Raw genomic sequence first — 25,608 nt, forward strand, 5'->3', positions numbered from 1 at the left:
TCAGACCCAAGTAGTCGGGCCCGTCCCGCCAGCTGGGAGGCGGGACGCTCTGCCAGCCGGGTGTCCGTGTCGCCAAGGCTTGGGAGGGTGCCGTCCGCGGCATGATCCTGCTCCCGCCATCACAGCTCTGGCACGGCCGCCCGTCCTGCGGGCGGCCGAGCCAGGACTGCGGCCACTGAAAACTTAGGGAGCCGACGGCGGCTGGGGGGAGGAACCTCGGTCTCAGAAGGTTCCGACGCCGTCGGCTCCGTCAAAGGGGTTCACGCACTTGGCGGGAACCATTCGGGAGACCTGTTCGGAGCGGATTTAATGTCTGTTGCACCAGAGTGAGCCATCGTTCCCCACGCAAGCGATTCTGGCAGCTTCATCGCAGTGCCCGGACCTCTTACGCATTGATGGTTCCACGCTTAGCGTCCTTTGTCGGTGTTGTTGCCGGGTGGTTCCTGGTGCTGGGTGGTTCCTGATGCTGAATACAATCTAGCGAACCGGACGCCATCCGCGCACCGGTAGTGCGTACTCGAATTCGTGACCCGTTCAGATCGAACCTGTGGTCGAGGGTACTTGCCGCGGAGGCCGGCTCGCGACGCTGAAGTGGTCCGGCTACGCGGTCCCCATACCCGGGGAGCCTGATGCCTACTTGCCGGCCCGCCGGAGCTACGCACGCCGGGATGGGCAAAAGGAGTGATGCCCGACGGGACGGGCGGCCATGGGCGGCAGGAGCTGGGAAACCGGACCGGGGCCGGAGAATTCCCCGCGCCTAGGAGGAGGATACTCCCGGCAACTGGTCCCGGCCTTTGACGTTGAGCTTGGCGTAGCTTCGGTAAAGGTGGCCTTCGACTGTTCGGATGGATACCTGCAGCTCGGCGGCGATCTGGCGGTCGCTGAGGCCGCGCACCGCCAGTGCCACGATGTCGCGCTCCCTGCGCGTCAGCAGGCCAAGGGCGTCGGCTTCGGTTTCGTGTTCCTGGCCCGCGAGGCTGTCTGCCCTGTCCAGGCACCGTTTCCGCTGGGACAGCGCCATGCGTTCCCGCAGGGTGTCGCCGGCCGCCCGGTACCCGGTCGCAGCGGCATCATAGGCGAGTGCCGCGAAGCCCCACAGCTCGGCGTCTTCGCAGCTTTTGCCCGCTTCCAGATAGTCGGCGGCCAGGTCGGTGCTGACCGCCGCGGCATAGTGGGAAACCGCGGCGGCCCGGGGGCCTTCCAGTCCGGGTTGAAGTTCGAGCAGCCGGGTAGCCGCGTCCCGGTCCCCCAGGGCCAGGCAGAAGGCAAGTGAGTCGAACTCCAGGCCTGCGGTGGAATCGTCGCCGTGGGGCCGGCCCAGCGCCCGCAACTCGTCGACGGCCCCCGGGTAGTTGCCGAGGCGGGCCTTGCCGTAGGTGACTGCCATCTGCGAGAGGACGCGCAGGTAGCGCGACACCGCCTGCGGCGCGGCTTGGTAGTCGGCGAGGAATACTGCGGCTTTGTCCTTGGCGCCGACTTCGGCGGCGGCGGCGAAAGCCATCGAGGAGGTGAGGGCGAAGAGTTGCTGGGGATCCGCGAGCCGCAGTGATTCCAAGGCTGCGCTGAGGGTGCCCAGGGCCTGGGTGGCCTTGCCCTGGTAGAGCAGGATGATGCCGTGCGCGGCATGGACTCCGCCGCCGAACGAGATGAGGTTGGGTCCATGTCCGGCGACAACACCGGCCAGCAGGTTTTCGGCGGCGTCCCAGTCGCCGCCGTGGATCACGGCTGCTGCTGCCCGCGCCACGAGGAACTCAGCGAGGAAATACAGTTCGTCGTGTCCGGAGCCCGCAGTTTCCAGGGCCTCTGACACCGCCGCGAACGCCTGGACCGCTTTGCCCTGCACAAGGAGCCGTTCCGAAGTCAGCGCCAGCCTGAACGCAGCCTCCAGGTCGTTGGCCGGCGGAGGTTGCGGGCCTGCGCCAGCCCCGGCTTCCGTGCCGGCACCATCGGGGTACTCCCCCGCAAGCGCGAACACCATGGCGTGAATGGTCGCATAGCGGTCCCGGGTTGCCGCGAGAATTCCATCTGCATCGTCCGGGTTGTCTCTGGCCAGCTGCTCCCCTGCCTCCAGAAGGGCTCCGGCGCGGTCCATGATCTCAGCGGGTGCGTGGCCGAGGGCGGCCTGCACCGCAGCCCACATGAGGGTTCCCGTGAGCAGGACAGCCACGCTGAGTCCCTTGGCGAAGTCTGCCTCCAGGATGTCCCGGGCGGCCGCGTAGTCCGAGGTGTTGAAATAGGTCCGCGCCATCACGGCCCGGGCAGCCACCTGCAATTCAGGGTCCTTGACCAGCGCGGCGGCTTTGCGTGCGAGTTCGTCCTCGTAGAGCCGGCTCGCCAGGACGGCAGCCCGCAGCAGCTGCCGGTCCTCGACTTCCGCTCCGCATTCAATCGACCAGCTCACCTGGCGCAGCAGGCCTTCCGCCGACGTCGGTTCGTTGTCCATGAGCCGCAGGAGGCTCTGCCGGAGCTGGAGGCTGCGGGCCGGCGAAATCAGGTTGCGCAGCGTGTCGCCGTAGATGGAGTGCCAGAGCCGCAATTGCGGGTGCGGTGCCGGCGTAACCCGGATCATCTCGTGTTCGATGAGGGCGGCTACCGGGTCTTCGCCCACCGTGGACTCAATCAAGTCACGGGACACCGGCTCGGCCAGGGCAATCAGGTTCAGGGCCTGGCGTTCTTGTGGGGAGCGCCGGAGCAACTGCCGGCGTACGACGTCAGTCAAGCGGTCCCCGTGGCTGTTGAGTGGACGTGCGAGCAGCCATACCCCGTTGCGTTGCAGCAGCGTGCCGTCGCTCTTCGCGTCGTCGATGAGGCCGCTGAGCAGCAGCGGGTTGCCCTCGGAGGCTTCCCAGAGGATTTCGGCCGCGCTGGGCAGGATCTGGGGACCCAGCGCGCTTTCGAGGATGCCGTTGGTCTGCTGTTGGGTCAGCGGGCGGAGGTCGAGGCGTTCCGCAATGCCCTCAAACCACAGCTGCAGCAGCGGTTCCGGCAACCCCGGCCGGGTGGCCGAGGCGACGAGCAGTTTCGCCCAGCCGGCAGCGGCGAGTTCCACGAGGATCCCGGCGGTGGATTCGTCGAGGTCATGGGCGTCGTCCACGACCAGCAGCAGGGGCTTCTGGGACGCCCGGCGCTCTTCCTCCAGCCGCGACCAGAAGGTCCTGAGCACCGCCAGTTGCGAGGTGGCCTCCTGCACTGGCAGCCCGACAATAAAAGGACCCAGCACGCCATATGGCACGTGCGCCAGCGAAGGGCTGCCGTGGATGCGGACCGGCGTCACGGCTGTCTGCAGTTCGGACACCACAGCGTCCAGGAGGGTGGATTTGCCGATCCCGCTGTCGCCGATCAGCAGGACCGCAACGTGGGTGCTGCCCTGGATGGCTTCCACCGCCGAAAGCAGATCCTCAGTCCGCCCGGTCAGGGCCTTGGGTACTTCCGCCGGCTCGGGGGCGGCTGCGCGGTTACTAGATGAGTCCAAGCAGATCACTTCGCGAAGAAACTCCCAGCTTGGTGAACACCTGGTAAAGGTGTCCTTCGACTGTCCGCACTGAAATGCCGATGGCCAGGGCAATGTCCTTGTTGGAGACCCCGTTGCCGGCGAGGGTGGCAATCTGCCGCTCCCTGTCTGTGAGCAGCGGGCCTTTGTTCCTGGGGATGATCGGCAGCGCAGGCAGGGTATCCGCGAGACCTTCAAGGATGGCGTGGGCGGCGCTGGCCTTTCCGCTCAGCCCCGCGGCCTTGGCGAAGTCGAAGGCGAGGGCGGCGCACCTGGCCTGGACGGCGTCGAGTTCCATGGCCGCGGCCTGGCTGGCGGCCTCCAGCATCACGGCTGCGTCCTTCTTCCGGCTGCCCACGGCAATCGTCCGGGACAGCTCCGCGAGGGGCCCCTGCCGCAACGCCGCGATGTCTTCCAGGAACTGGAAATCCTTGGTAGTGCCGTTGACCGTCGCGCCGAGCATGAAGATGCCCGCCAGGGTGAACCGGCCTGCCCGGTAATGTCCCTCGGCCGCGCGGACCAGCCGGTCCTTCGCCTCCGGATCTCCCAGCCAGCGCGAGGCCATGTCCATGCAGAAGTCGGCGGAGCTTCGGACCGCGAACCGGGCGGGGCCGTCTGCCGACCGTGCCCGGTCCAGGTACACGGTGGCCTGGACCGAATTCCCGGTCTGGGCGTAAGCGAAGGCAGTGGCTGCGTAGGCCTGCCGCAGCGAGTGCAGGCTGGCCCTGACTTCCAGCTGTGCGATCGCGGCCAGGAGCGGGTCCAGGGCCAGGTAGCCGCGGCCAGCGTAGACATAGGCAAGACCGACGGCCAGGTCCGTGGGCGCGCTGCCCGAATGCAGCCCGTGGCCGGCCCGGCCGCTGGCGTCCTTGAGCATGTCGATGCTCTGGCGCCAGTGTCCGGACAGGAGCAGCACGTTGAAGGACCGCCAGGCAAAGTTTTCCCGGATCCGGGGAACGTTGGACCATTCCCCCAGCTGGCCGCCGATCTCACGCATCAGCTTGCGGGCGTCGACCTCCTTGCCCGTCATGCAGAGGGCTTCCATCAGGATGATGCCGGACCTGAGCCGGTGCACCGGATTGATGTCGTCAATCTCCGAGGAGACCGCGGCGCTGAGCCGGTCCATCATTGGCGCGTAGTCGCCGACGAAGGAGAGGTAGTTGAACTCGCAGAGGTCCAGGCACAGCCCGGAACGGGTGAGCTCCTGCGCTGATGCCGCCGGCTGCTCCCCGGCGAGCTCGTGGAGTCGGAGCCGGGCCTGCCGGAGCAGCTCGGGGACCTGTCCGCTCCGGTCCTGGAGCCAGGACATGCAGTCCGCCTTAGCGGCAATCAGTTCCGCGTACGCTTCCGCTCCGAGGGCGCCGAGCTGGGCCTCGGACACGTCGTCCAGGGCCGCCATAGCCTGCAGGGGAAGTCCCAGTTGCAGGTAGGCAGCGGACTTCTGCAGCTGACCCTCAGTCCATTCCGGGTCCTCCGGCCTCAGGCTGCCGGCGCATTTGAGCGCAAACTTCGGGTCAAAGAGTTTGACGGCGGCGCCGGCAGCCGCCACGGCGTGGGCGGGTGCCAGAGGCGCGTCACAGTCGTGGGTCCAGGCCGCGTATGCCAGCAGGTCCTCGACAGTCAGCTCGTTGAGCTCGTCCTGTTGGTGCCCCGGCACCTTGTCCCGCAATTCCAGCCTGCGTTCCACGCTGAGCCAATTGCGGACGATGTCGCCCAGGTAGCGGTCCCCGAGCGAAACGAGGTGCCGGCCCGTCCGGTCGACAACGATCTGACCCGCGTCTTCCATGTCCGCGATCACGCCGGGGCTGTACATCCGCGCGAGCCGGGCCAGGGGCAGGGTGCGGGCACAGGAGAGCACCTCGATGACTTCCCGGGCCACCGGTGTTTCGCGGGCATACCTGGCCCGGACGATGTCTTCCAGCGCGGTGCGCCCGTCAAGGACCACCTCATCCACCAGGGTCCAGACCGATCCTGAGAGGACGAGGTTGCCCCGTTCGATCTGCTCCGAGACAACAGCCTGCAGCAGGGTCGGACTGCCGCCGACAAGATGGTGCAACTGGCTTGCGAGGGCGCTGGACACCCTGTGCCCAAGCGCTGCCTTGAGCACCTCCAGGGTTTCGACCTCCGTGAGGTTCGCGAGCCGGACCTCGGCCAGCTGCCCGGAGGTAAGGAGCCAGTAGAAGTCCGGGGGCAGGTCCGTCGTGCGCTGGGCGGTGGCGACGAGCCGCGCGGTCCGGGTCTGCACCAGGTTGAGCAGCACCCCGGTGCTCAGTTCGTCCAGGCTTCCGGCGTTGTCCAGCAGTATGACGCATTTGCGCCCGGCCGCGTCGTCGCGGATCAGGGACGTGATGCCGTGCAGGATGGCTGTCGGCGAGCCAAGGGAGCTTTGTGGCAGGCGGGCGAGCGTAAATGCCAGGCAACCGTAGGGCGTCGCCGAGCCCGGACCTGAACTGCGGAGCTGGAGGGTGTAGACGTCGCGTCCGAAGCCCGCGACCGCTGCGCGTCCTACTTGGGTTTTGCCCACCCCGCGGTCACCGGTGATGACCACGCCCATGCGGTCCTCCGCGAGCAGGGCGCTGCGAACCCGGTCGGCGTCGGCGTTGCGCGCGAGACCTGACCACCTGTGCCGGTCCAGGGGACCGGTCGCAGGTTCTTCTTCGGCGGGTGCCAATGTAGTGGAAACATTCCCCCAGCCCAGCGAATCCCTCGACATTTTGTTTCCTTCGTACCGCTTTGCGGACAGCAACCCTGAGACCGTCCGCCTAGAAGTAGCGTATCCCTATCCCCCGACATGAGAGTAGAGCGATCATATCGGCATTTCAGGAAGCAAGGAAAGAAATTCGAGGGCCGGCGGCAGCGCGTTACGTGGTGCACCGCGGCTGGAGACCCCTGGGTTTTTTCGGCTAGGGTGTCTTCGCCGGGTGGAACTGCTGCTGCGCCGCGAGCAGGCCGTCGCGGACCAAAGCTTCCGCGGCGTCCGCCGCGGTGTCGATCAGGAAGGGCAGTTCTTTCTTCTCGGAACCGGAAAAGTCCTTCAGCACGAAGTCTGCGGTGTCCATCCTGCCCGGCGGGCGTCCCACGCCGACCCGGACCCGCAGGTAGTCCTTGGTGGCGAGGGCCTTGGAGATATCGCGCAGCCCGTTGTGGCCACCTTCGCCGCCGCCCAGCTTCACCTTGACCGTATTAAAAGGAATGTCGATCTCGTCGTGCACGGCTATGACGCGGCCGGGCTCGATGTCGTAGAACTTGCTGAGCGCCGAGACCGGGCCGCCGGATACGTTCATGTAGCTCAGCGGCTTGGCCAGTACCACACGCGGGCCGCCGATGCCGAGGCGGCCTTCCAGGACGTGGGCCCGGGACTTGTGGGACTTGAAGCCGCTCCCGATCCGGGCAGCAAGTTCGTCGAGGACCATCTGTCCCACGTTGTGCCGGTTGTGGGCGTATTCGGTTCCCGGATTGCCGAGGCCTACGATCAGCCAGGTGTCAGTCATGGTCAGTCCTTCGGTGTGGCGGGCCGGTTCCGGGCAGCGGGGCCGGCGTTGCCGGCGGAGACGACGGCGGCCGGGTCCCAAGAGGGACCCGGCCACCGGAGGATGCGCCGGAACTACTACTCGGCTGCTTCTGCGACCGAAGAACCTTCGGTGGTGTCAGCGGATGCTTCTTCCTCGGAGACCTCGGTGGCCTCGGAGATGTGAACGACGAGGGACTCGGCGTCGGCCAGCAGGACAGCGCCCTTCGGCAGGACCAGGTCGGAAGCGTGGATGTGCTCGCCGGCCGTGCGGCCCTCGATGCTGACCTCGATGGCGGTCGGCAGGTGGGTTGCCTCGGCCTCGAGGGAGACGGTGGTCATTTCCTGGTTGAACACGTTGCCGGGAGCCAATTCGCCGGTGACGTGCACGGGAACGTCAACATTGACCTTTTCGCCGGTGCGGACGGTCAGGAGGTCGAGGTGCTCGATGATCTGCTTGATCGGGTCGCGCTGGATGTCCTTGACCAGGGCGAGGTGCTGTTCGCCGTTGATGTCCAGGGTCAGCAGCGCGTTGGCAACGCGGACGGCCAGCGTGGTGGACTTGGCCGGGAGGGTGACGTGGATCGGGTCGGCACCGTGGCCGTAGATGACGGCCGGGATCAGGCCCTCCATGCGGGCGCGACGGGCGAAGCCCTTGCCGAATTCGGTGCGTACTTCTGCTGCGAGCTTCTGCTCAGACATGGGTATCTCCTAGTGGACTAGCGGTGTTCAGCAAGGGCGGAGGTCTGTTTGCGACCTTCAACGCCGGGCAGCCGGTGGGCCGCCCTTCCGAAGGGAGATTCAGACCCAGTCGATAACGGAGACCAGCAGTCCGGTTGGCCGTGAATACGGCTTACCGGTGCTCTCCCTCGCCAAGGTTTCGGTTCAAGGCTACCAGCGCGGGGCCGCAATCATGAAAACGGCCCCGCACCGGCGGACGACTGAGCATGCTCAGCCGGCGTGGGGTCAGGCGTTGCCGTCAAACAGGCTGGTGACGGAGCCGTCGTCGAACACTTCGCGGATGGCGCGGGCGATCAGTGGTGCGATGGACAGCACGGTGAGCTGCGGGAAGCGCTTGCTCGCGTCAATCGGCAGGGTGTTCGTGACGACAACCTCGCGGGCGCCGGACTCGGACAGCCGCTGGGCCGCGGGATCGGAGAAGACGGCGTGTGTTGCCGCGATGATGACATCCTTGGCGCCGGCGTTCTTGAGCACCTGGACCGCGCCGGAAATGGTTCCCCCGGTGTCGATCATGTCGTCGATCAGCACACAGGTGCGGCCCTCGATCTGGCCGACGACCGTCTTGGACACCGCCTGGTTCGGGACGGTGAGGTCGCGGCTCTTGTGCACGAACGCCAGGGGCGCTCCGCCGAGGCGCTCGGCCCACTGCTCGGCCACGCGGACGCGGCCGGTGTCCGGGGAGACCACCGTGATGGCGTCGGCGCCGACGCGGGTGCGGATGTAGTCAGCGAGCAGCGGAATGGCCATGAGGTGGTCGACGGGACCGTCGAAGAAGCCCTGGATCTGCGAGGTGTGCAGGTCCACGCTCATGATGCGGTCGGCGCCGGCAGTCTTGTAGAGATCGGCGATCAGGCGCGCCGAAATGGGCTCGCGGCCGCGGCCCTTCTTGTCCTGCCGGGCGTAAGGGTAGAACGGCGACACCACGGTGATGCGCTTGGCGGAGGCCCGCTTGAGCGAATCGATCATGATGAGCTGTTCCATCAGCCAGTTGTTCAGCGGTGCCGGGTGCGCCTGGATGACGAAGGCATCGGTGCCGCGCACGCTCTCCCCGGCACGGACGTAGATCTCGCCGTTGGCGAAGTCGTAGGCATCCAGGGGCAGCAGCTCGGTTCCGAGCTCCTTGGCGATTTCCCTCGCCAGCTCAGGATGCGCGCGCCCAGCGGCAAGCACCAGCTTCTTCTCGCCGCGTGCCGTAATTTCGCTCATTTTTGCTAGCCCTCTTCTGTAGATGCCGGAGTACTGGAGGAAGTCGTGGTGGCGCCGGCGGCCGCGGCCAGGGACGCGGAAACCGAGCCCGGGCGGTTCGCCAGGACCCAGCCCTCGGTGTTCTGCTGCTGGGCCAGGGAAAGGACCAGGGCACCGGGCGGAACATCGCGGCGGATCACGGCGCCGGCGCCGCTGTAGGCGCCGTCACCCACCTGGACGGGAGCAACGAAGACGGTGTTGGAGCCGGTGCGGACGCCGGAACCAATGACAGTGCGGTGCTTCTTTTCGCCGTCGTAGTTCGCGGTGATATTTCCGCAGCCGATGTTGGTGTCTTCACCGATTTCCGCGTCGCCGGCGTAGCCCAGGTGGGACAGTTTGGAGCCGCGGCCAATGGTGACGTTCTTGGTCTCGTAGAAGGCGCCGATCTTGCCGGTCTCGCCGAGGACGGTGCCGGGGCGCAGGTAGGTGAACGGGCCGACGCTGGCCTTGGCGCCGATCGTGGAACCGGAACCGTGCGTGCGGATCACCTTGGCGCCCTCCCCCACCTGGACATCGGTGAGGGTCGTGTCGGGGCCGACGACGGCGTCGCGCGCCACCGTGGTGGTGCCGTGGAGCTGGGTGCTGGGCAGCAGCCGGACGTCCTCGTCGAGGGTGACGGTGGCGTCGATCCAGGTGGTGGCCGGGTCGACGACGGTGACGCCTGCGCGCATCCAGGCTTCGACGGTGCGCCGGTTGAGTTCCGCGCCGAGGGCCGAGAGCTGGACCCGGTCGTTGGCGCCCTCCACCTGCCAGCGGTCTTCGGTCACGACGGCGGCGACGCGGCCTCCGGCGGCACGGGCCAGGCCCAGCACGTCGGTGAGGTACTTCTCGCCCTGGGCGTTGTCGGTCGTGACGTGGGCCAGCGAATCGCGGAGCACGGCGGCGTCGAAGGCGTAGATCCCGGAGTTGACCTCCCGGATGTCACGTTCGGCGTCGGTGGCGTCCTTGTGCTCCCGGATGCCGGTGACCGTTCCGTCCGCAGCCCGCAGGATGCGGCCGTAACCGGTAGCGTCGGCCAGGACTGCGGTCAGGACGGTAACGGCGTTGTGCCCGGCCTCGTGGCTGGCGACGAGTTCGGCGAGCAGCCCGCCGGTGAGCAGGGGGACGTCGCCGTAGGTGACAACGACCGTACCGGTGAGCCGAGTCTGGGGGTGACGGGCGTCGAGGGCCTCGAGGGCGGCTTCGACGGCGCGTCCGGTGCCGGGCACCTCGTCCTGGTCGACGATCAGGGCGGTGGGGTCGACGGCGGCGATGTGGGCGGCCACGAGGTCGCGTTCATGCCGGACGACGAGGGCGAGTTCCTGCGGCCGGATCGTGCGGGCGGCATGCAGCGCGTGGCCGACAAGGGACCGGCCGCCGATCTCGTGGAGGATTTTGGGGGTACGGGACTTCATCCGGGTACCGGCACCTGCAGCTAGGACGATGACGGCGGCTGGGCCGGTCTTCTCGGGGCTCACGTACGGGCTCTCCTTGCTCAGTGGCTTCGCTCATGCCGCTGCTTGGTGAATCTGGGTGGCCGGCGGCTGAGGCCAGCTGGTGCACCTCTGGTGGCCGGATCCGCGCGGCTTGGGCGGGCCGGACTTCGGTCACGGCACCGGATTCATCCTACTGGACTCTCACCGGGCCGCGCCCGGCGGGTGCCGTTCCCGGCCCCGCGACGCACAGCCGTTCCGCCCATAGGACTCGAACCTATACTCCACGGCTCCAAAGGCCGGGGTGCTGCCATTACACCAGGGCGGACCATGCCTAGGCGCTGAGCCTGTGGCACGAGAGTCAATTCTGCCACACTGCGTTGCCCCCACGTGCTGGCGTCCCGGGCCAGGCCCGGCGGCACCCCTCCCGGTGGATGATCTGGGGCATGATGGAGCTGTGAGCAACAGCGCAGGGGTGTCCGGAGGGGCGGAGGGCCGCAACGGCCGGCCCGTCCGGCCCGCCGGCTACGTACCCCGGATCCGGATGACGGGGCCCCAGCGCCGCAGCCAGCTGATCGGCATCGGGCGCGGGCTCTTCGCCCTGCGCGGACTGGACGGGACCACGATCGAGGATATCGCCGCTGCCGCGGGCGTTTCCAAACCGGTGATTTACGAGCACTTCGGCTCCAAGGAAGGCCTGTACACGCAGGTCGTTGAGTGCGAGTTCCGGATCCTGCTGAGCTCCATCAACGAGGCCCTGTCCGAGGAGGCAAAGCCTCGCGTCATGGTCGAACGGGCCGCTTTGGCACTGCTGAGCTACATCGAGGACCGCACCGAAGGCTTCCGCATCCTCATGCGGGACGCGCCGCCGACACAGCCGGAAGGAGCCTTCTCCACCTTGCTCTCCCACGTCACGGCCCGCGTGGAGTACATCCTGGCCGATGAGTTCGCGCGCCGCGGCTTCACCTCGGCTGACGGCGCCATGTACGCGCAGATGCTGGTCGGAATGGTGGCGATGACGGGCCAGTGGTGGCAGGACAGCCGGACCCCGGACAAACGCGAAGTCGCCGCCCACCTGGTCAACCTCGCCTGGAACGGCCTCACCGGCCTCCAAAAAGAACCCGAACTCCGCAGCGACGACTGAGTCCCCGCGGGACAGGCCCTCCCCTGCGGCAGCGGGACGGGCCCTGGGGGCTCTGGGCGCCCCGCGGGACATGCCCTCCCCTGGCCCCAGCGGATGGACATAACACCATCAGGTCCAACCGTCGCCTGCACCAAGGGACATGTCCAGAGGGATATGAGGCGATCAGGGGACATGTCCTGAGGGACTTGGGGCGACCGAGGGACATGTCCAGCCATGGCTGGACCCAGGCACACTAACGAACCTCGCCCGGCGACGGATTACCTGGGCGACCCGCGGGACATGCCCTCCCCTGGCCCCAGCGGACGGACATAACACCAGCATGTCCAACCGCCGCCTGCATCACGGGACATGCCCTGAGGGACTTGGGGCGCCCGAGGGACATGTCCAGCCATGTAGCACCACAAGGGACATGTCCAGAGGCACGTGGGGCGACCGAGGGACATGTCCTGAGAGACTTGGGGCGACCGAGGGACATGTCCAGCCGTGCCGCACCACACGGGGCATGTCCCCGAGGCCAGGTGACTACTCGCCGAGGACTTCGAGGGCTCCGAGCCATTCGAGTTCGAGGGCTTCACGTTCGACGGCGAGGTCCTTGAGCTTCTTGTTGAGGCCTGCGAGGTCGCCGACGGCGGAGGGGTCGGCTGCCGCGGCGGTCATCTGGGCGTGGATCTTGTCTTCCTGCTGCTTGAGCTTGCCGAGCTGGCGGTCGATCCGGTTCTTGGCCTTGCGGGCGTCCCGTTTCTCGGCCTCCGACGCTCCGGCCGCGGCGGGGGCGGAGCTGCCGCTGGCGGCCGTGACCGGGTTGCCGCCGCCGGTGATGGTGGAGCCGGCCAGCGCCCCTTCGCGTAGCTCCAGGTACTGGTCCACGCCGCGCGGCAGGGCGCGGATCTTGCCGTCGCCCAGAAGCGCCATCTGGTGGTCCGTGACGCGTTCGAGCAGGTAGCGGTCGTGGCTGACGACGACCAGTGTGCCCGGCCAGCCGTCCAGCACGTCTTCGACGGCGGCCAGGGTGTCCGTGTCGAGGTCGTTGGTGGGCTCATCGAGCATCAGCACGTTGGGCTCCCCCACCAGCAGGCGCAGGAGCTGCAGGCGCCGGCGTTCGCCACCGGAGAGGTCCTTGACCGGGGTCCACTGTTTCTCATTGGTGAAGCCAAGCTGCTCCACGAGCTGGCCGGCGGTGAATTCCTTGCCGCCGACGTTGAAGGAGCGTTTTTCGCGCTCGATTACTTCGATCACGCGCAGGTCCGAGACGTCATCGAGCTCCTTGACCTCCTGGGTGAGGACTGCGGTGACAACCGTCTTGCCGCGCTTGACGTTCCCGGAGCTGGGCTCGATTTCGCCGTTGAGGAGCTTCAGCAGGGTGGTCTTCCCGGCGCCGTTGACGCCCACCAGGCCCAGCCGTTCACCGGGGGCGAGCCGCAGCGTGATGTTGTCGAAGAGCTTCTGCCCCGGGTCGCCGCCCAGGAAATCGAGGGAGACGTTCTCCAGGTCCAGGACGTCCTTGCCGAGCCGGGCGGTGGCCATCTTGCTCAGCGCCGTCGAGTCGCGCGGCTCAGGGACATCCGCGATCAGGGCGTTGGCCGCCTCGATCCGGAATTTGGGCTTGGCCGTGCGGGCCGGGGCGCCGCGCCGGAGCCACGCGAGCTCCTTCTTCACGAGCTGCTGGCGCTTGCTTTCCACCACGGAAGCGGAGCGGTCACGCTCGGCGCGGGCCAGCACGTAGGCGGCGTAACCGCCGTCGAACGGGTCCATGATGCCGTCGTGGATTTCCCAGGTCTTGGTGCAGACTTCGTCCAGGAACCAGCGGTCGTGGGTGACCACGAGGAAGGCGCCCTGGTTGGCCCGCCAGCGGGTCTTCAGGTGCCGGGACAGCCACGCGACGCCTTCGACGTCGAGGTGGTTGGTGGGCTCGTCGAGCATGATGACGTCGTGGTCCTCGATCAGCAGCTTGGCCAGCGCCACCCGCCGCTTCTGCCCGCCGGAGAGGGCATGCACGTTGGCGTGCCAGTCAACGTCGGACACCAGCCCGCCCATCACTTCGCGGATCTGGGGATTGCGGGCCCATTCGTAGTCCGCCTGATCCCCTACGATCGCGGCGCCGACGGTGAGGTCGCCGTCGAGCACATCGCTCTGGTCCAGGTAGCCGATGTTGACCTCGCTGCGCTTGGTCACCCGGCCGGAGTCCGGGGTGGCGCGCATTGCCAGCAGGCGCATCAGCGTCGACTTGCCGTCGCCGTTGCGGCCGACCATGCCGATCCGGTCGCCCTCTTCGAGCCCGAGGGTGATTCCGTCAAGAACGGTACGGGTTGCATACGAGACCGTGAGGTTCTCGCCGCCGAGCAGGTGTGCCACTGGGAACTGCTTTCCTAGAGAAATTATGTCGAGCTAATGGAGTCAGGCCGGATCGATCCAAGCCCTTTTACGTCGTGCTGATCACGACAATCCTATTAAAGGAGCGTATCGGAGATGATGCGCGCCCCGTGAACCGGGCCGTGCACCGCCATGGCTTCGAGCCCGTGGTGCCGGAGGTCGTTTGCCAGTCCTTCGGCGGCGGCCGGGCTGTGTGCCAGCAGTGCGACCGTGGGACCGGAGCCGGACACGATGCCGGCAATCGCCCCCAGGGATTCACCGAGCCCGAGGGTGTCCCTGAGGCTGGGCGCCAGTTCAATCGAGGCGCGCTGGAGGTCGTTGACCAGCACCCGGCTCAAGGCATCGGCGTCGCCCGCCCGCAGGGCCTGGAGGATCATCGGGTCCACCGCCGTGGGTTCCTCGATCACCGCTTGTTCGGCCGCGCGGAGCCGGTCAAGGGTCCGGTAGACCTCCGGGGTGGGCAGGCCGAAGTCCGCGGTCACCAGGACCCAGTCGGTCTGGGCCTTGACGAGGGCCGGCGAGAGTTCGTCGCCGAGCCCGAGCCCGACAGCGGTTCCGCCGAGCAGGGAGAAGGGCACATCGGCGCCCAGTTCCGCGGCCAGGTGGGCGAGCTCCTCGCGCGACAGCCCGCTGTTCCAGAGCGCGTCACAGGCCAGCAGGGTGGCTGCTGCGTCCGCCGAGCCGCCGCCCATGCCTCCGGCCACCGGCACCCGCTTCGTGATTTCCAGGTGGACGCCGGTGGAGTGTTCCGAGACATCAGCCATGATCGCGGCGGCCTTGTAGGCCAAATTCCGCTCATCAAAGGGAATGTCAACGCCGTCGAGGTCCAGGGTGCTCGCCGGGCTGATGCCGACGGTTATTTCACCGGTGTCCGTGCTGGTGGCGGCGACTTCCTCGTAGAGGGACACCGCGAGGTAGACGCTGGCCACCGAGTGGTAGCCGTCGGCGCGCAGCGGCCCGACGTCCAGTGAGACGTTAACCTTGCCGGGAGCCTTGACCCGGACAGTCCTCGCGGCAAAGCGCCCTCTCACTGCGTTCATGGCTCCACGCTATGGCATGGCAGGGTCAGGCTCCAAGCACGCACCGGACCGGCGGCACCGTAAAGGGGCGGCCGCCGCGTTTACGGAGCCGGCAGCGCGCGGGCTTCGGCGATCCGGGAAAACGCCGCGATGTCGATGACCTCGCCTCGGGCAGTGGGATCGACGCCGGCGGCCCGCAGGCATCGTTCGGCCTCAGCAGCACTGCCGGCCCAGCCGGCCAGGGCGGCGCGGAGGGTCTTGCGACGCTGGGCGAATGCGGCATCGATGACGGCGAAAACCTGTTCGCGGGTCGCCGTGGTGACGGGCGGTTCCCGGCGGGTGAACGCCACGAGGCCGGAGTGGATCTTGGGGGCCGGCCAGAAAACGTTCATGCCGATGACCCCGGCCTTGCGCATACTGCTGTACCAGGCCGCCTTGACCGAGGGAACGCCGTAGGTCTTGGACCCCGGCCCGGCGGCAAGCCTGTCCGCCACCTCGTCTTGGACCATGACCAGGCCGTGGCGGAGGCTCGGGAAGTGCTGCAGCAGGTGCAGGACCACCGGCACGGCGACGTTGTAGGGAAGATTCGCCACGAGCGCGGTCGGCTCGACGGGGAGCTCGGTGACGCGCATGGCGTCGGCGAGGACCAGGTGGAAATTTTCGACGGCGTCCGGCCGCCACCCGGCGACGGTGGCAGGAAGTTTGCCGGCGAGGACCGGATCGATCTCGACGGCGACAACCGAGCGGGCGGCGTCCAGCAGGCCCAGGGTCAGGGACCCCAGCCCGGGCCCGACTTCCAGGACCGTTTCGTCCGGGTGGATGTCAGCGGCGGCGACAATCCTGCGGATGGTGTTTCCGTCGATGACGAAGTTCTGGCCCAGGGTCTTCGTGGGACGGACCCCGATCTCCTCGGCCAGCCTGCGGATGTCGGAGGCCCCCATCAGGGGTGCGGGCGCGCTGGCTGGCGCGCTCATGGGCGCATTGCCTGGCGCGGAGGGGGTCGGTTCAGTCACCTAGGTATCCTATCCCGCCGGCCAGCCCGGGCATGGCGAAGGCCGGGTCCGAAAAACCGGACCCGGCCCTGGCCGGGCATCCGCAGCCGTGGTCAGCCGCTGCGGAAACCCTGCGAATTCGTGCTCTCGTCACATCACCGTCAGCCGGAGCTGAGGTTGTGGTGCGGCTCCCCTAGCTGGTAGCTGCCCAGCCGCAGCCCCAGGGCTGCAGGCCGCGCTGCGCGTAAACGCGGTTGGCGATATCGATCTGCTGGGCTTTGGTGGCCAGGCTGGCGTTCGGTGCGTACGCGCCGCCGCCGGCTCCGAGCCAGGTCCGGATGTCGAACTGCAGGCCGCCGTAGTAGCCGTTGCCGTTGTTGATGGACCAGTTGCCGGTGGACTCGCACTGCGCGATCTTGTTCCACATGGCTTCGTTCATCATCGCAGGAGCGGCGGCGCCGGTGTTGGCACCGGCGGCCTGGGCTGCCGGCTTCGGCTTTTCCTTGGTGCCGACGGTGACCTTTTCGGTGACCGGCTGCGCGGTGACGGACTGGGACACCAGGGTGCGGGAGGCTTCGCGGCCGTCGACGAGGACGAGTTTGAAACTCTTGCTGATGGTGCCTGCCGCGCCCGCCTGGGTCACCTTCTTTTCGCCCTTGGTCAGGCCGGCGTCTTCCGTGGTGAGGGTTTCGAACGGCACGGGTTCGGTCGCTTCTGCCGTCTGGCTGACGTCGACGCGGGACACCTTGATCACCATGTCGTTGACCACCGGCGCATTGCCCGGCTGCGAAGCGCGGTCGCTGGCGCCCAGCGTGATGCCGGCGTCGGCGAGGAGCTGGCCAACGGTGGCGGCCGTCGTGGTGGTCTTGTCGGCCTTGCCGTCGGCGACGATGCTCACGGACTTCGGTGTCGAGATGGACACGAAGGAACCGGAGACGGCAAGCTGCGCGTCCTTCGGAACGGACAGCTCGGAGGCGCTGGCGACGCCGAGTTCGGTCACAAGACCCTCAACCGTGGGCGACGTGGTGCTGATCGTCCGTTCCGCGCCGTCCAGGCTGACCTTGACGGCCTTGGCGAGGTTGACGTTGATCACGGAACCGTCCCGGACATTGGAGTCAGCGGCCGGAGTGATCCGGTCGGACGGCTGGAGTTCAAGGTTGGCGCCCTTCACGACCTGGCCGACGGTGCCGCCAAACGTCTGGACGGAACTCACTTTGCCGTCGACGTTGAGGGTGACTGTCTTGTTGTTGCCGACGAAGGCGACGAGCCCCAGCACCAGCGCCACCAGCACCACGAGCTGCGTGCCGACCTTGACGAAGCTGAACTTGCCGTCCGATGTAAAGAACTTGACCACGATTGCCCATATCTTTTGGACCCTCCGGGCACGGGGAAAAGCGCACAGGTCCACCCGCCGCGGACAGCCCTGAGGCCGCACCGGAAGGGTGCGTTGTATCAGCGGGTGCTGTGTGCACTGCCACACTCACAAACGAGAGCGCGCATATGGTTCGTTCGCCACGATGCGCGCCCTGCAGGAGTGAAATTATCCGAAGGCCTTCCCCGACCCCGGCTAATAGTTGTCCACTGTAACCGGAGCGTTATAAAGCAACCAACAAATCGTGCATACCGGGTATCTAACCGGTAGGACGGATTTTTGTCATATCAGTCCCAGGATCCGTATGCCTGCAGGGTATTTCCGGCGATACGGGCACAGAGTTCCGAGAGTTCCCATCCAGTCAATTCGGCCATGGCCCGGACGGTATAGGGGACCAGATAGCTCGCGTTAGGGCGGCCCCGATGCGGGTGCGGGGTGAGGAACGGGGCGTCGGTTTCAACCAGGATCCGCTCCGGCGCCGCGATGGCCAGGGCCGCCCGCAGATTGGCAGCGTTCTTGAAGGTCAGCGTCCCGGCGAACGACATGTACCAGCCCTCGCTGTTGCATATCCGCGCCAGCTCCTCACCGCCGGAGAAGCAATGGAACACCACCCGCTCCGGGGCGCCCTCCTCCCGCAGTACCTGGACGACGTCGTCGTGGGCGTCACGGTCATGGATCTGCAGTGTCAACCCCAGGCGTTTGGCGATATCTATGTGGCGCCGGAAGGAATAGCGCTGATGGGCCAGCCCCTCCCCCTTGGTGCGGAAGAAATCCAGGCCGGTCTCGCCGATGGCCCGGATCCGCGGGTGCGCTGCGAGGGCTTCGATCTCGGCCAGGGCCTCTTCCAGTTCGCCGCGGGCAGCGTAGGCCGGCGCGTCATTGGGGTGCAGGGCGACGGCGCCCAACAGCCGCGGATCCAACTCGACCGCCTGGACGGTGAACCGGGACGATTCCAGGTCGCACCCCACCTGCACGGCCCCCTGCACTCCCACGGCTTCGGCGGCATCCAGGGCGTCAGCGATGCTGACTGTGACATCGACAGTTGCGTGGGCGAAGTCCAGGTGGGTGTGGTTGTCCATGACCGGCACCGGAAGCGGTTCCGGCGCCGGCGGATATCCCTGCCTGCCGGTGCCATCGCTGCCGGGCGCACGGAACGGGAGGGGCGTCAGGGGGGTGTTCATCTTCCAACCTTATCGGCGGCGCCGCGGCCGCAGGAACTGCCCCGGCGCAGGAGTTAACGCGACCGCGCTATCTCCGCGCGGCAAGACCGGCGGAGATTTCCCCGGAACTCTCTGTCAGGCCCGGCAGTTGTGTTAGTACTCTGTTGTAAAGACTGGCTTTAGCGCTGCGAAAAAATCAATGTCCACGAACAGACGGCTAGGAATTAACGGTCAGGAACACAGGAATACCCCGACGAGTGGCCCGGCAGGCTCCATGCCGATCCGTCCCGGGAAACCACCAGGGCTGAAAGGCTACCGATGGACTACCACCGCATCTCCCTAGACGAGGCTCTTCCCGAGGGGCAGGGCCGCAGGGAAGATTCCGGCGTGGCCGGGCTCCCGGTGCCCCGGCACCCGGCCCAGCCGCCCGCGGCGATGGACGCGGAGGCATTCCGTTCCGCCAGCGAGCGCATCCTGACCGCCATCAACACCGTGATCGACGGCAAAGCCGAAGCGGCCAAGCTGGCCCTGACCGTGCTTCTTGCCCAGGGCCACCTGCTCCTTGAGGACGTTCCCGGTGTCGGCAAGACCCTGCTGGCGAAAACCCTGGCCCGCACCATCGACTGTTCGGTGAGCCGTATTCAGTTCACGCCTGACCTGCTTCCCTCCGACGTCACCGGTGTGTCCATCTATAACCAGGCGTCGAGGTCCTTCGAGTTCCGGCCCGGTGCGGTGTTTGCCAACATCGTCATCGGAGACGAAATCAACCGCGCGTCGGCCAAGACCCAGTCGGCCCTGCTCGAATGCATGGAGGAACACCAGGTCACCGTGGACGGCACGTCCTACCGGCTCGACGAGCCGTTTATGGTGGTGGCCACGCAGAATCCGATCGAAATGGAGGGGACCTATCCGCTGCCGGAGGCGCAGCGGGACCGGTTCATGGCGCGGATCTCGATGGGCTACCCGGACAAGGAGGCCGAGATGGAAATGCTGGAAACCCATCAGGCCACGTCCCCGCTGGCAAAGGTCACCCCCGTCGTCACCGCCGGCGAGGTCGCGTCCATGATCGCCACGGTGCGTCAGGTCTACGTCTCCCAGTCGATCAAGGAATACACCGTGTCCCTGGGCCGCGCCACGCGGGAGAGCGGGATGCTCCGGCTCGGCGCCAGCCCCCGGTCCATGCTTCAGCTGCTGCGCGCGGCCAAAGCCACGGCGGCCCTGGACGGCCGGGACTTTGTGCTGCCGGACGACGTCGTCAGCGTGGCTGAATCCGTCCTGGCCCACCGGATCATCCTGGACCGCAAGGCGGCGAGCGCCGGCGAGACCGCCCAGAGTGTGATCCGCGCCGTCCTGGCGAAAATCCCGGTCAGCCCGGACCTGGCGGCCGCCCCGGGTGCCACGCTGCCGAATCGCCGCTAGGGGTGGCCCGGGCGTGGCGCTGACTGATCGGTTCCCGAGGCACATCTTCACAACCCGCGGCTGGGGCCTGCTGGGCGCCGGCGCGGTGTTCCTGCTGGCAGCCCAGGTGATGGGGCGCCGGGACCTGCTGGCACTGGCCATCCTGCTGATCGTCCTGCCGCTGCTCTCGCTGGCGGGCACCCGCGTGCTCAAGCCGAATTTCAGCGTCTACCGGGAGTTCAGCCCTGCCAGCGTCGAAACCGGGGCGACGACGACCGTCCGGCTGGCGGTCGCCCGGACCGGAACCGGTTCCGGCCACGCGCTGATGGAGGAACGCCTGCCCGCCCGGTTCGGGGAATCCCCCGTGTTCCGGTTCCCCTCGCGTTCGGCCGTGGGCGGGTCCAGCCGCTACGAATACCATTTGCGCTCCGGGAAACGCGGCCAGTTCCTGATCGGGCCGGTCACGGCCGAGTTCAGCGACCCGTTCGGGCTGTCCCTGCACCGCCACGCCATCGACGACGGCGACGTCCTGACCGTGACGCCCGCCGCCGTCGAGCTGCCCGCGACCGGGCTGGCCGGTGCCAGGGGGCACGACGGCGTCACGGCCACGCGCATCCGGGCCAACCCCAGCGACGACGACGTGATGACGCGGGAATACCGTCACGGTGATCCGATGCGCCGTGTGCACTGGGCGGCGACGGCACGGCACGGGGAACTGATGGTCCGCCAGGAGGAGTCCGTCACCACTCCGGAGGCGACCATCATCCTGGACCAGCGGCTCTCGGCCTTCACCCGCGGCGCCTTTTCCGCCGGCTCGACGTCGACTGCCCGCCGCCCCGTCGGCACCGGAACTGAGCACCGCGGCCCCGACCACCGCGGCGCCGCCGTGGCGGGCGGCCACGAACTCCTGACCAGCGACACCTTTGAATGGGCTGTGACGGCCGCAATGTCCATCGGTGCGCATCTTGCCGAGCGCAACTATGCCCTGCGATTCCTCGATGCAGCCGGCGAGCCCGCGTTCCGGCATTCGCCCTCAGCCCCCGAGCCGGAGTCCGAGGAGTACAGCGGGGCGCCCGGGCTGCAGTCCGTCGCCGAGAGCCTGGCCGCGATACAGCTCACCGGGCCCCACCACAACCGCAGGGACTCGGCGGAGGCTGCCACCGCCCGGACCGCCGGCCGACGGCACCACTCGGGCGCGGAGGCCGGCCCGCAGCCGTTCGACGACCGGCTTATGGACAAGCTGGCCGCGCACCGGATGCGGGGGCCCGTCCTGGCCATCCTGGGAAACCTCACGCGGGCAGAGGCCCTGGCGTTGTCCCCGGCTGCCGGCTTTGCGGCAAACGCGTTTGCCCTGGTTGTCACGGAACGGACCGGGGATACCGATGAGGTGCTCGCAGCCCTCCGGCTCGGCGGCTGGCGCGCCGCAGCCGTTTCCCCCTCGACGCCGCTGCCCGCAGCGTGGACGGCCTTTGACGACGGCGGGACCGCACCGCTGGCGGGCGCCGCCGATGTGCGGCGCGGATCGGGGGTCCGGCGATGACACTGACACCGCAGCGAAGCGCCGGCGCACACGCCGGACCGTCCGGGGCGGCCGGGGACCGCGGCCCGGGCTCCCCCCGTCCGGACTCCCCGGGGGATCCGAGCGCCCGGAAGAAGACCGGCGCCCAGCCGTGGCTGATGGCCCTCGCGGTGGCAGTCGCCGTCGCCGGTGCGGCCCTGAGCCTTAATGGTGTGCTGCGGGGGTGGGCGTGGTACTCCCCCGTCCTCTCGACGGTCCTCACCGTGGCCTTCACCATGGCAGGTCTCCGCGCGCTCCGGTGGCGCAGCGTCTTCGTGACCGCCGGTGCGCTGGCGGCGCTCGTGCTGATCCTGACCTTCACGTTTTTCCGCCCGCACAGCATCCTGGGGTTCCTTCCCTCCGGTGCCACCATGACGCAGTTGGGCCGGTACCTGCGCCGGGCCAGTGAGACGGTCCTCGCGGAAAGCGCCCCGGTGGCCCCCAACGCCGGCATTGTCCTGCTGGTCTGTGCCGCCCTGGGACTGCTGGTGATCCTGGTCGACGCCCTCGCCTATCCCCTGGCCTTGCCGGCGACGAGCGGACTGGGGATCCTCGCCATCCTCATCGTTCCCGCCATGATCAAACCGCAGAGCGTCGGCGTGCTGGGCTTCGCGGCGGCCACCGCGGGCTATCTCATGATCCTCGGCTGCAGCCACTGGTTCGCGCCCGACGCGCGGACCGGAGCGGACACCGCGCGCAACCCGGGCCAGTTCCGGCGCGGTGCCCTGACCGGTGCCGTGGCGCTGACTGTTACCCTGCTGCTCCAGCTCGTGATCCCGGGCTTCGAGCAGGGAACGTTCCCGCAGGGCTCGCGGCTGAACCCCTTCGGCCCCGCCTCGGGGCTCAACCCGATGATCAGCCTTGGCAACAGCCTGCGGAGCCCCACCGGTGACGGACGGATCACCTTTGCCACCAACGCGCCCACCACGCCGTACCTGCGCTCCGTCACCGTGGACAGTTTCAACGGCGACAACTGGGCTCCGGATGATCGCGACAGCACGCGCCGGCTGGGCACGGGGAGGATGGAGTCGGGCTTCGAGTCCGCCGCCACCGAAGTCCGCGTGGTCACCGCGGTCGACACCGGCCAGTTCACCAGCCCCTACCTGCCGGCGCCCTACGCCCCGGAGGCCGTCAACGGCCTCACCGGCCGCTGGAGCTGGGATCCGGCCACGCTGAGTATCAAGGGGGTCGACGCGAACTCCCGCAACCAGCAGTACGTGGTGCTGTCGGCTGCCCCCCAGCTCACCCCGGACCTGCTGGGGCAGGCCACGGGGCCGGTGGAGGGTGTCCCCGAACAGTTCATCCAGCCGCCGGACAACGTCCCGGAGATCGTGCGGAACACCGCCCAGGCCGTGACCGAGGGCAGCACCACCGCCTACGCACGGGCCATGGCCATCCAGCAGTACCTGCGCTCCGCCGAATTCACCTACTCGCTGCAGTCGCCGGTGCAGGGAGGCTACGACGGCAACGGTTTGTCCGTCCTGGCGGACTTCCTGGACCAGAAGAGCGGCTATTGCATCCATTTCGCCTCGGCCATGGCGGTGATGGCGCGGCTGGAAGGAATCCCCAGCCGCATTGCCGTCGGCTACGCCCCGGGCCGGCCCACCGGGGCGACCGTCTCAATCGGGGGCCAGGGTGCCCTGCCGGAGTATGAGGTGGATGCCCGGGACGCCCACGCGTGGCCGGAACTGTATTTCCAGGGACTTGGCTGGGTGCCTTTCGAACCGACCCCCTCGCGCGGCGTGGTTCCGTCCTATGCCGCGGCAAACCAGGCCCCCAGTGGCGCCAGCACGAATGAAAACAACGATGGCCTCATTCCGAGCAACAGCCCGCTTCCCACGCCCTCGCCCAGTGTTGCGCCGCTGCCGCTCCCGGGCGCTGCCGCCCAGCCGGACGCGGCACGGGTATTGCTGCCCGTGCTGTACGGCGCCGGCGCCGTGCTGTTACTCGGGTTGCTGCTGGCGTCCCCGCACCTGGCGCGCGGTGCCCTGCGCCGCCGCCGGCTGAACGGCGCCGGGGTCGACGGCGCGGCAGCCTCGCGGGCCTGGGCGGAACTGCGCGACCTCACCACGGACTACGGCGTAGCGCCGCAGACCAGTGAGACGCCACGCCACTTCTCGGAACGGCTGCGCCGCGAGGGAGCCCTCGGAGAACCGCAGGGCCTGGATGCGGACGGCCATCAGGCCGTCAGGTCCTTGACCGCGGACTTCGAGCGACGGGAATACGGCCGCCCTCCGTCCGGGCCCGGGGCCAGCAGCACGGAAGCATCAGCCGTTCCCCTGATCGCCGCAGTCCAGAGTTCGCTGCGCGCCCATGCCCGGCCGCTCGCGCGGTTCCGCGCGGAGTGGCTGCCGCCGTCGATCCTGGCCGTCTGGCGGCGTGCGGGGACGGCACCGTTCCGCGCCGCCCGCCGCGCAGCACAGCGCACCCGGCGCGGCCTCGCCACGGCCCGCTCAGGGGTCCGCGGGGCACTGCGCCGGGTGCGGCGGACAGGCCGTAGCTGAGGCAGCTCCGCCTGCCGGTGTTGTTCCTAGCCGGCGTACGGGTCGGCGATGCCGATGTACTGGGTGTAGAGGTATTCCTCGATGCCCTCAAGGCCGCCTTCACGGCCCAGGCCGGACTGCTTGACTCCGCCAAAGGGGGCCGCGGCGTTGGAGACCACCCCGGCGTTCAGGCCCAGCATGCCGGTCTCGAGGCGTTCGCCCATCCGGATGCCCCGGTTGAGGTCCCGGGTGAAGACATAGGCGACCAGTCCGTACTCGGTGTTGTTCGCCAGCCGGACGGCCTCGTCCTCGGTGTCGAAGGTGATGATCGGCGCGACCGGTCCGAAGATTTCCTCGGACAGGATCCGGGTGCCCTCGGTGACGCCCTTGAGGATGGTGGGCTGGTAGAAGTAGCCCGGCCCCTCGACCGCGGCGCCGCCGATCACCGCGACCGCACCGGCGGACACGGCATCGGAGACCAGTTCGTGGACCTTGTCGCGGCTCTTCGCGTCGATCAGCGGGCCGACCTTGGACTCCGCCTCGGTGCCGCGGGCGGTGGTCATGTCCGCCATCTTCGCGGCGAACTTCTCCGCGAACTCGTCGGCGACGGATGCGTGCACGATGAACCGGTTCGCGGCGGTGCAGGCCTCGCCCATGTTCCGCAGCTTCGCGAGCATCGCCCCGGCGACGGCGGCGTCGACGTCGGCGTCCTCGAAGACCACGAACGGGGCGTTGCCGCCGAGCTCCATCGAGGTCCGCAGCACGTTTTCGGAGGCGTCCGAGAGCAGCCGGCGGCCCACCTCGGTGGAGCCGGTGAAGGAGAGCTTGCGGAGCCTTGAGTCCTTGATCAGCGGCCCGGTGGTGGCACCGGCCGTGGATGTCGGGATCACGTTCAGCACGCCGGCCGGCAGCCCGGCCTCCATCATCACGGCGGCGAACAGCTGGGAGGTCAGCGGGGTCAGGTTCGCGGACTTCAGCACCATGGTGCAGCCGGCGGCGACGGCGGGGGCGACCTTGCGGGTCGCCATGGCCAGCGGGAAGTTCCACGGAGTGATCAGCAGGCACGGGCCCACCGGCTTCTTCGTCACCAGCAGCCGGGACTTCCCGTCCGGGGACACCGAGTAGCGCCCGAAGGCCCGCACGGCTTCCTCGGAAAACCAGCGCAGGAACTCCGCGCCGTAGGTGACCTCGCCGCGGGCCTCGGCCAGCGGCTTGCCCATTTCCAGCGTCATCAGCAGCGCGAAGTCCTCGGCCCGCGCGGTCACGAGCTCGAACGCCCGGCGCAGGATCTCACCGCGCTCCCGGGCCGGGACTTTCGCCCAGGACTCCTGCGCGGCGGCGGCCGCGTCCAGGGCGGCCGCCCCGTCCTCGGGTCCGGCGTCGGCGATACTCAGCAGGACCTTGCCGGTCGAGGGGTCCTCCACCTCAAAGGTCTTCCCGGACGCGGCCGGGCGCCACTGGCCGCCGATCAGCAGACCGGTGGGAACAGAGGCCAGCAGGGCGCTCTCGCGCTCCGCGGTAACAATGGGCTGGGCAGTTACAGTCACGGTTGACTCCCTCGTCAGCGATTCGGGGTGGATTGGATCGGATGCAGCGCTGTTTCACAGACCTTGGAACCGCGTCCTGGAAACGCGCTGATTACTGCCACGGTACTGCCGCGTTCTCCGGGCTGTCTACGCATGTCCGCACTACGTCGATCGGGGTTCGCTGTGCAGC

16 protein-coding genes and 1 tRNA gene are annotated in these 25,608 nt (G+C 68.1%); 4 read left to right on the top strand and 13 right to left on the bottom strand.

Annotated elements, in window-relative coordinates:
• Positions 1-757 precede the first annotated feature (757 nt).
• The 7 genes from ABIB29_RS12985 to ABIB29_RS13015 form a co-directional block, all read right to left on the bottom strand.
• Entirely contained in the window at positions 758-3,472 is a 2,715-nt protein-coding gene (locus tag ABIB29_RS12985) for a helix-turn-helix transcriptional regulator (RefSeq protein ID WP_354173222.1), read from the bottom strand.
• The gene (locus tag ABIB29_RS12990) at positions 3,459-6,203 is read right to left on the bottom strand and encodes a helix-turn-helix transcriptional regulator (RefSeq protein WP_354173223.1); all 2,745 of its coding nucleotides are present in this window, start codon (positions 6,201-6,203) and stop codon (positions 3,459-3,461) included. The genes ABIB29_RS12985 and ABIB29_RS12990 overlap by 14 nt, the downstream gene beginning before the upstream one ends.
• A gap of 190 nt (positions 6,204-6,393) precedes the next feature.
• Complete coding sequence (gene pth / locus ABIB29_RS12995; RefSeq protein WP_354173224.1) at positions 6,394-6,981, bottom strand: aminoacyl-tRNA hydrolase; 588 nt, start codon at positions 6,979-6,981, stop codon at positions 6,394-6,396.
• Positions 6,982-7,097: 116 nt separating this feature from the next.
• Positions 7,098-7,700 carry a 50S ribosomal protein L25/general stress protein Ctc gene (locus ABIB29_RS13000; protein ID WP_354173225.1) on the bottom strand — a complete coding sequence of 201 codons (603 nt, stop codon included), beginning with the start codon at positions 7,698-7,700 and terminating at the stop codon, positions 7,098-7,100.
• A gap of 264 nt (positions 7,701-7,964) precedes the next feature.
• Positions 7,965-8,945 carry a ribose-phosphate diphosphokinase gene (locus ABIB29_RS13005; protein ID WP_354173226.1) on the bottom strand — a complete coding sequence of 327 codons (981 nt, stop codon included), beginning with the start codon at positions 8,943-8,945 and terminating at the stop codon, positions 7,965-7,967.
• A gap of 5 nt (positions 8,946-8,950) precedes the next feature.
• Complete coding sequence (gene glmU / locus ABIB29_RS13010) at positions 8,951-10,441, bottom strand: bifunctional UDP-N-acetylglucosamine diphosphorylase/glucosamine-1-phosphate N-acetyltransferase GlmU (protein WP_354173227.1); 1,491 nt, start codon at positions 10,439-10,441, stop codon at positions 8,951-8,953.
• A 211-nt stretch (positions 10,442-10,652) separates the two neighbouring features.
• Positions 10,653-10,724: transfer RNA gene (locus ABIB29_RS13015), tRNA-Gln, on the bottom strand.
• 216 nt (positions 10,725-10,940) lie between these two features.
• On the opposite strand from ABIB29_RS13015, the gene ABIB29_RS13020 reads away from it, so the two are divergent.
• Complete coding sequence (locus ABIB29_RS13020) at positions 10,941-11,540, top strand: TetR/AcrR family transcriptional regulator (protein ID WP_354173344.1); 600 nt, start codon at positions 10,941-10,943, stop codon at positions 11,538-11,540.
• A 522-nt stretch (positions 11,541-12,062) separates the two neighbouring features.
• On the opposite strand, the gene ABIB29_RS13025 is transcribed toward ABIB29_RS13020, so the two are convergent.
• The 5 genes from ABIB29_RS13025 to ABIB29_RS13045 form a co-directional block, all read right to left on the bottom strand.
• Positions 12,063-13,892 (bottom strand): ABC-F family ATP-binding cassette domain-containing protein, encoded by a 1,830-nt coding sequence (locus ABIB29_RS13025; RefSeq protein ID WP_354173228.1) that lies wholly within the window; start codon positions 13,890-13,892, stop codon positions 12,063-12,065.
• Positions 13,893-13,987: 95 nt separating this feature from the next.
• Complete coding sequence (locus ABIB29_RS13030; protein ID WP_354173229.1) at positions 13,988-14,950, bottom strand: 4-(cytidine 5'-diphospho)-2-C-methyl-D-erythritol kinase; 963 nt, start codon at positions 14,948-14,950, stop codon at positions 13,988-13,990.
• A gap of 80 nt (positions 14,951-15,030) precedes the next feature.
• Positions 15,031-15,942 carry a 16S rRNA (adenine(1518)-N(6)/adenine(1519)-N(6))-dimethyltransferase RsmA gene (gene rsmA, locus ABIB29_RS13035; protein ID WP_502915603.1) on the bottom strand — a complete coding sequence of 304 codons (912 nt, stop codon included), beginning with the start codon at positions 15,940-15,942 and terminating at the stop codon, positions 15,031-15,033.
• A 172-nt stretch (positions 15,943-16,114) separates the two neighbouring features.
• A complete protein-coding gene (locus ABIB29_RS13040) occupies positions 16,115-17,275 on the bottom strand; it encodes a resuscitation-promoting factor (protein WP_354173230.1) in 1,161 nt (386 codons plus the stop codon).
• 305 nt (positions 17,276-17,580) lie between these two features.
• The gene (locus ABIB29_RS13045; RefSeq protein ID WP_354173231.1) at positions 17,581-18,474 is read right to left on the bottom strand and encodes a TatD family hydrolase; all 894 of its coding nucleotides are present in this window, start codon (positions 18,472-18,474) and stop codon (positions 17,581-17,583) included.
• A 297-nt stretch (positions 18,475-18,771) separates the two neighbouring features.
• On the opposite strand from ABIB29_RS13045, the gene ABIB29_RS13050 reads away from it, so the two are divergent.
• The 3 genes from ABIB29_RS13050 to ABIB29_RS13060 are packed head-to-tail and all read left to right on the top strand — an operon-like array spanning position 18,772 to position 23,913.
• Complete coding sequence (locus ABIB29_RS13050) at positions 18,772-19,872, top strand: AAA family ATPase (protein ID WP_354173232.1); 1,101 nt, start codon at positions 18,772-18,774, stop codon at positions 19,870-19,872.
• 13 nt (positions 19,873-19,885) lie between these two features.
• Entirely contained in the window at positions 19,886-21,391 is a 1,506-nt protein-coding gene (locus ABIB29_RS13055) for a DUF58 domain-containing protein (protein WP_354173233.1), read from the top strand.
• The gene (locus ABIB29_RS13060; protein WP_354173234.1) at positions 21,388-23,913 is read left to right on the top strand and encodes a transglutaminase TgpA family protein; all 2,526 of its coding nucleotides are present in this window, start codon (positions 21,388-21,390) and stop codon (positions 23,911-23,913) included. The genes ABIB29_RS13055 and ABIB29_RS13060 overlap by 4 nt, the downstream gene beginning before the upstream one ends.
• Positions 23,914-23,939: 26 nt before the next feature.
• On the opposite strand, the gene ABIB29_RS13065 is transcribed toward ABIB29_RS13060, so the two are convergent.
• The gene (locus tag ABIB29_RS13065; protein ID WP_354173235.1) at positions 23,940-25,439 is read right to left on the bottom strand and encodes an NAD-dependent succinate-semialdehyde dehydrogenase; all 1,500 of its coding nucleotides are present in this window, start codon (positions 25,437-25,439) and stop codon (positions 23,940-23,942) included.
• Positions 25,440-25,608 lie beyond the last annotated feature (169 nt).

It is taken from the genome of Arthrobacter sp. UYEF36, from assembly GCF_040547025.1.
Lineage (GTDB): Bacteria > Actinomycetota > Actinomycetes > Actinomycetales > Micrococcaceae > Arthrobacter.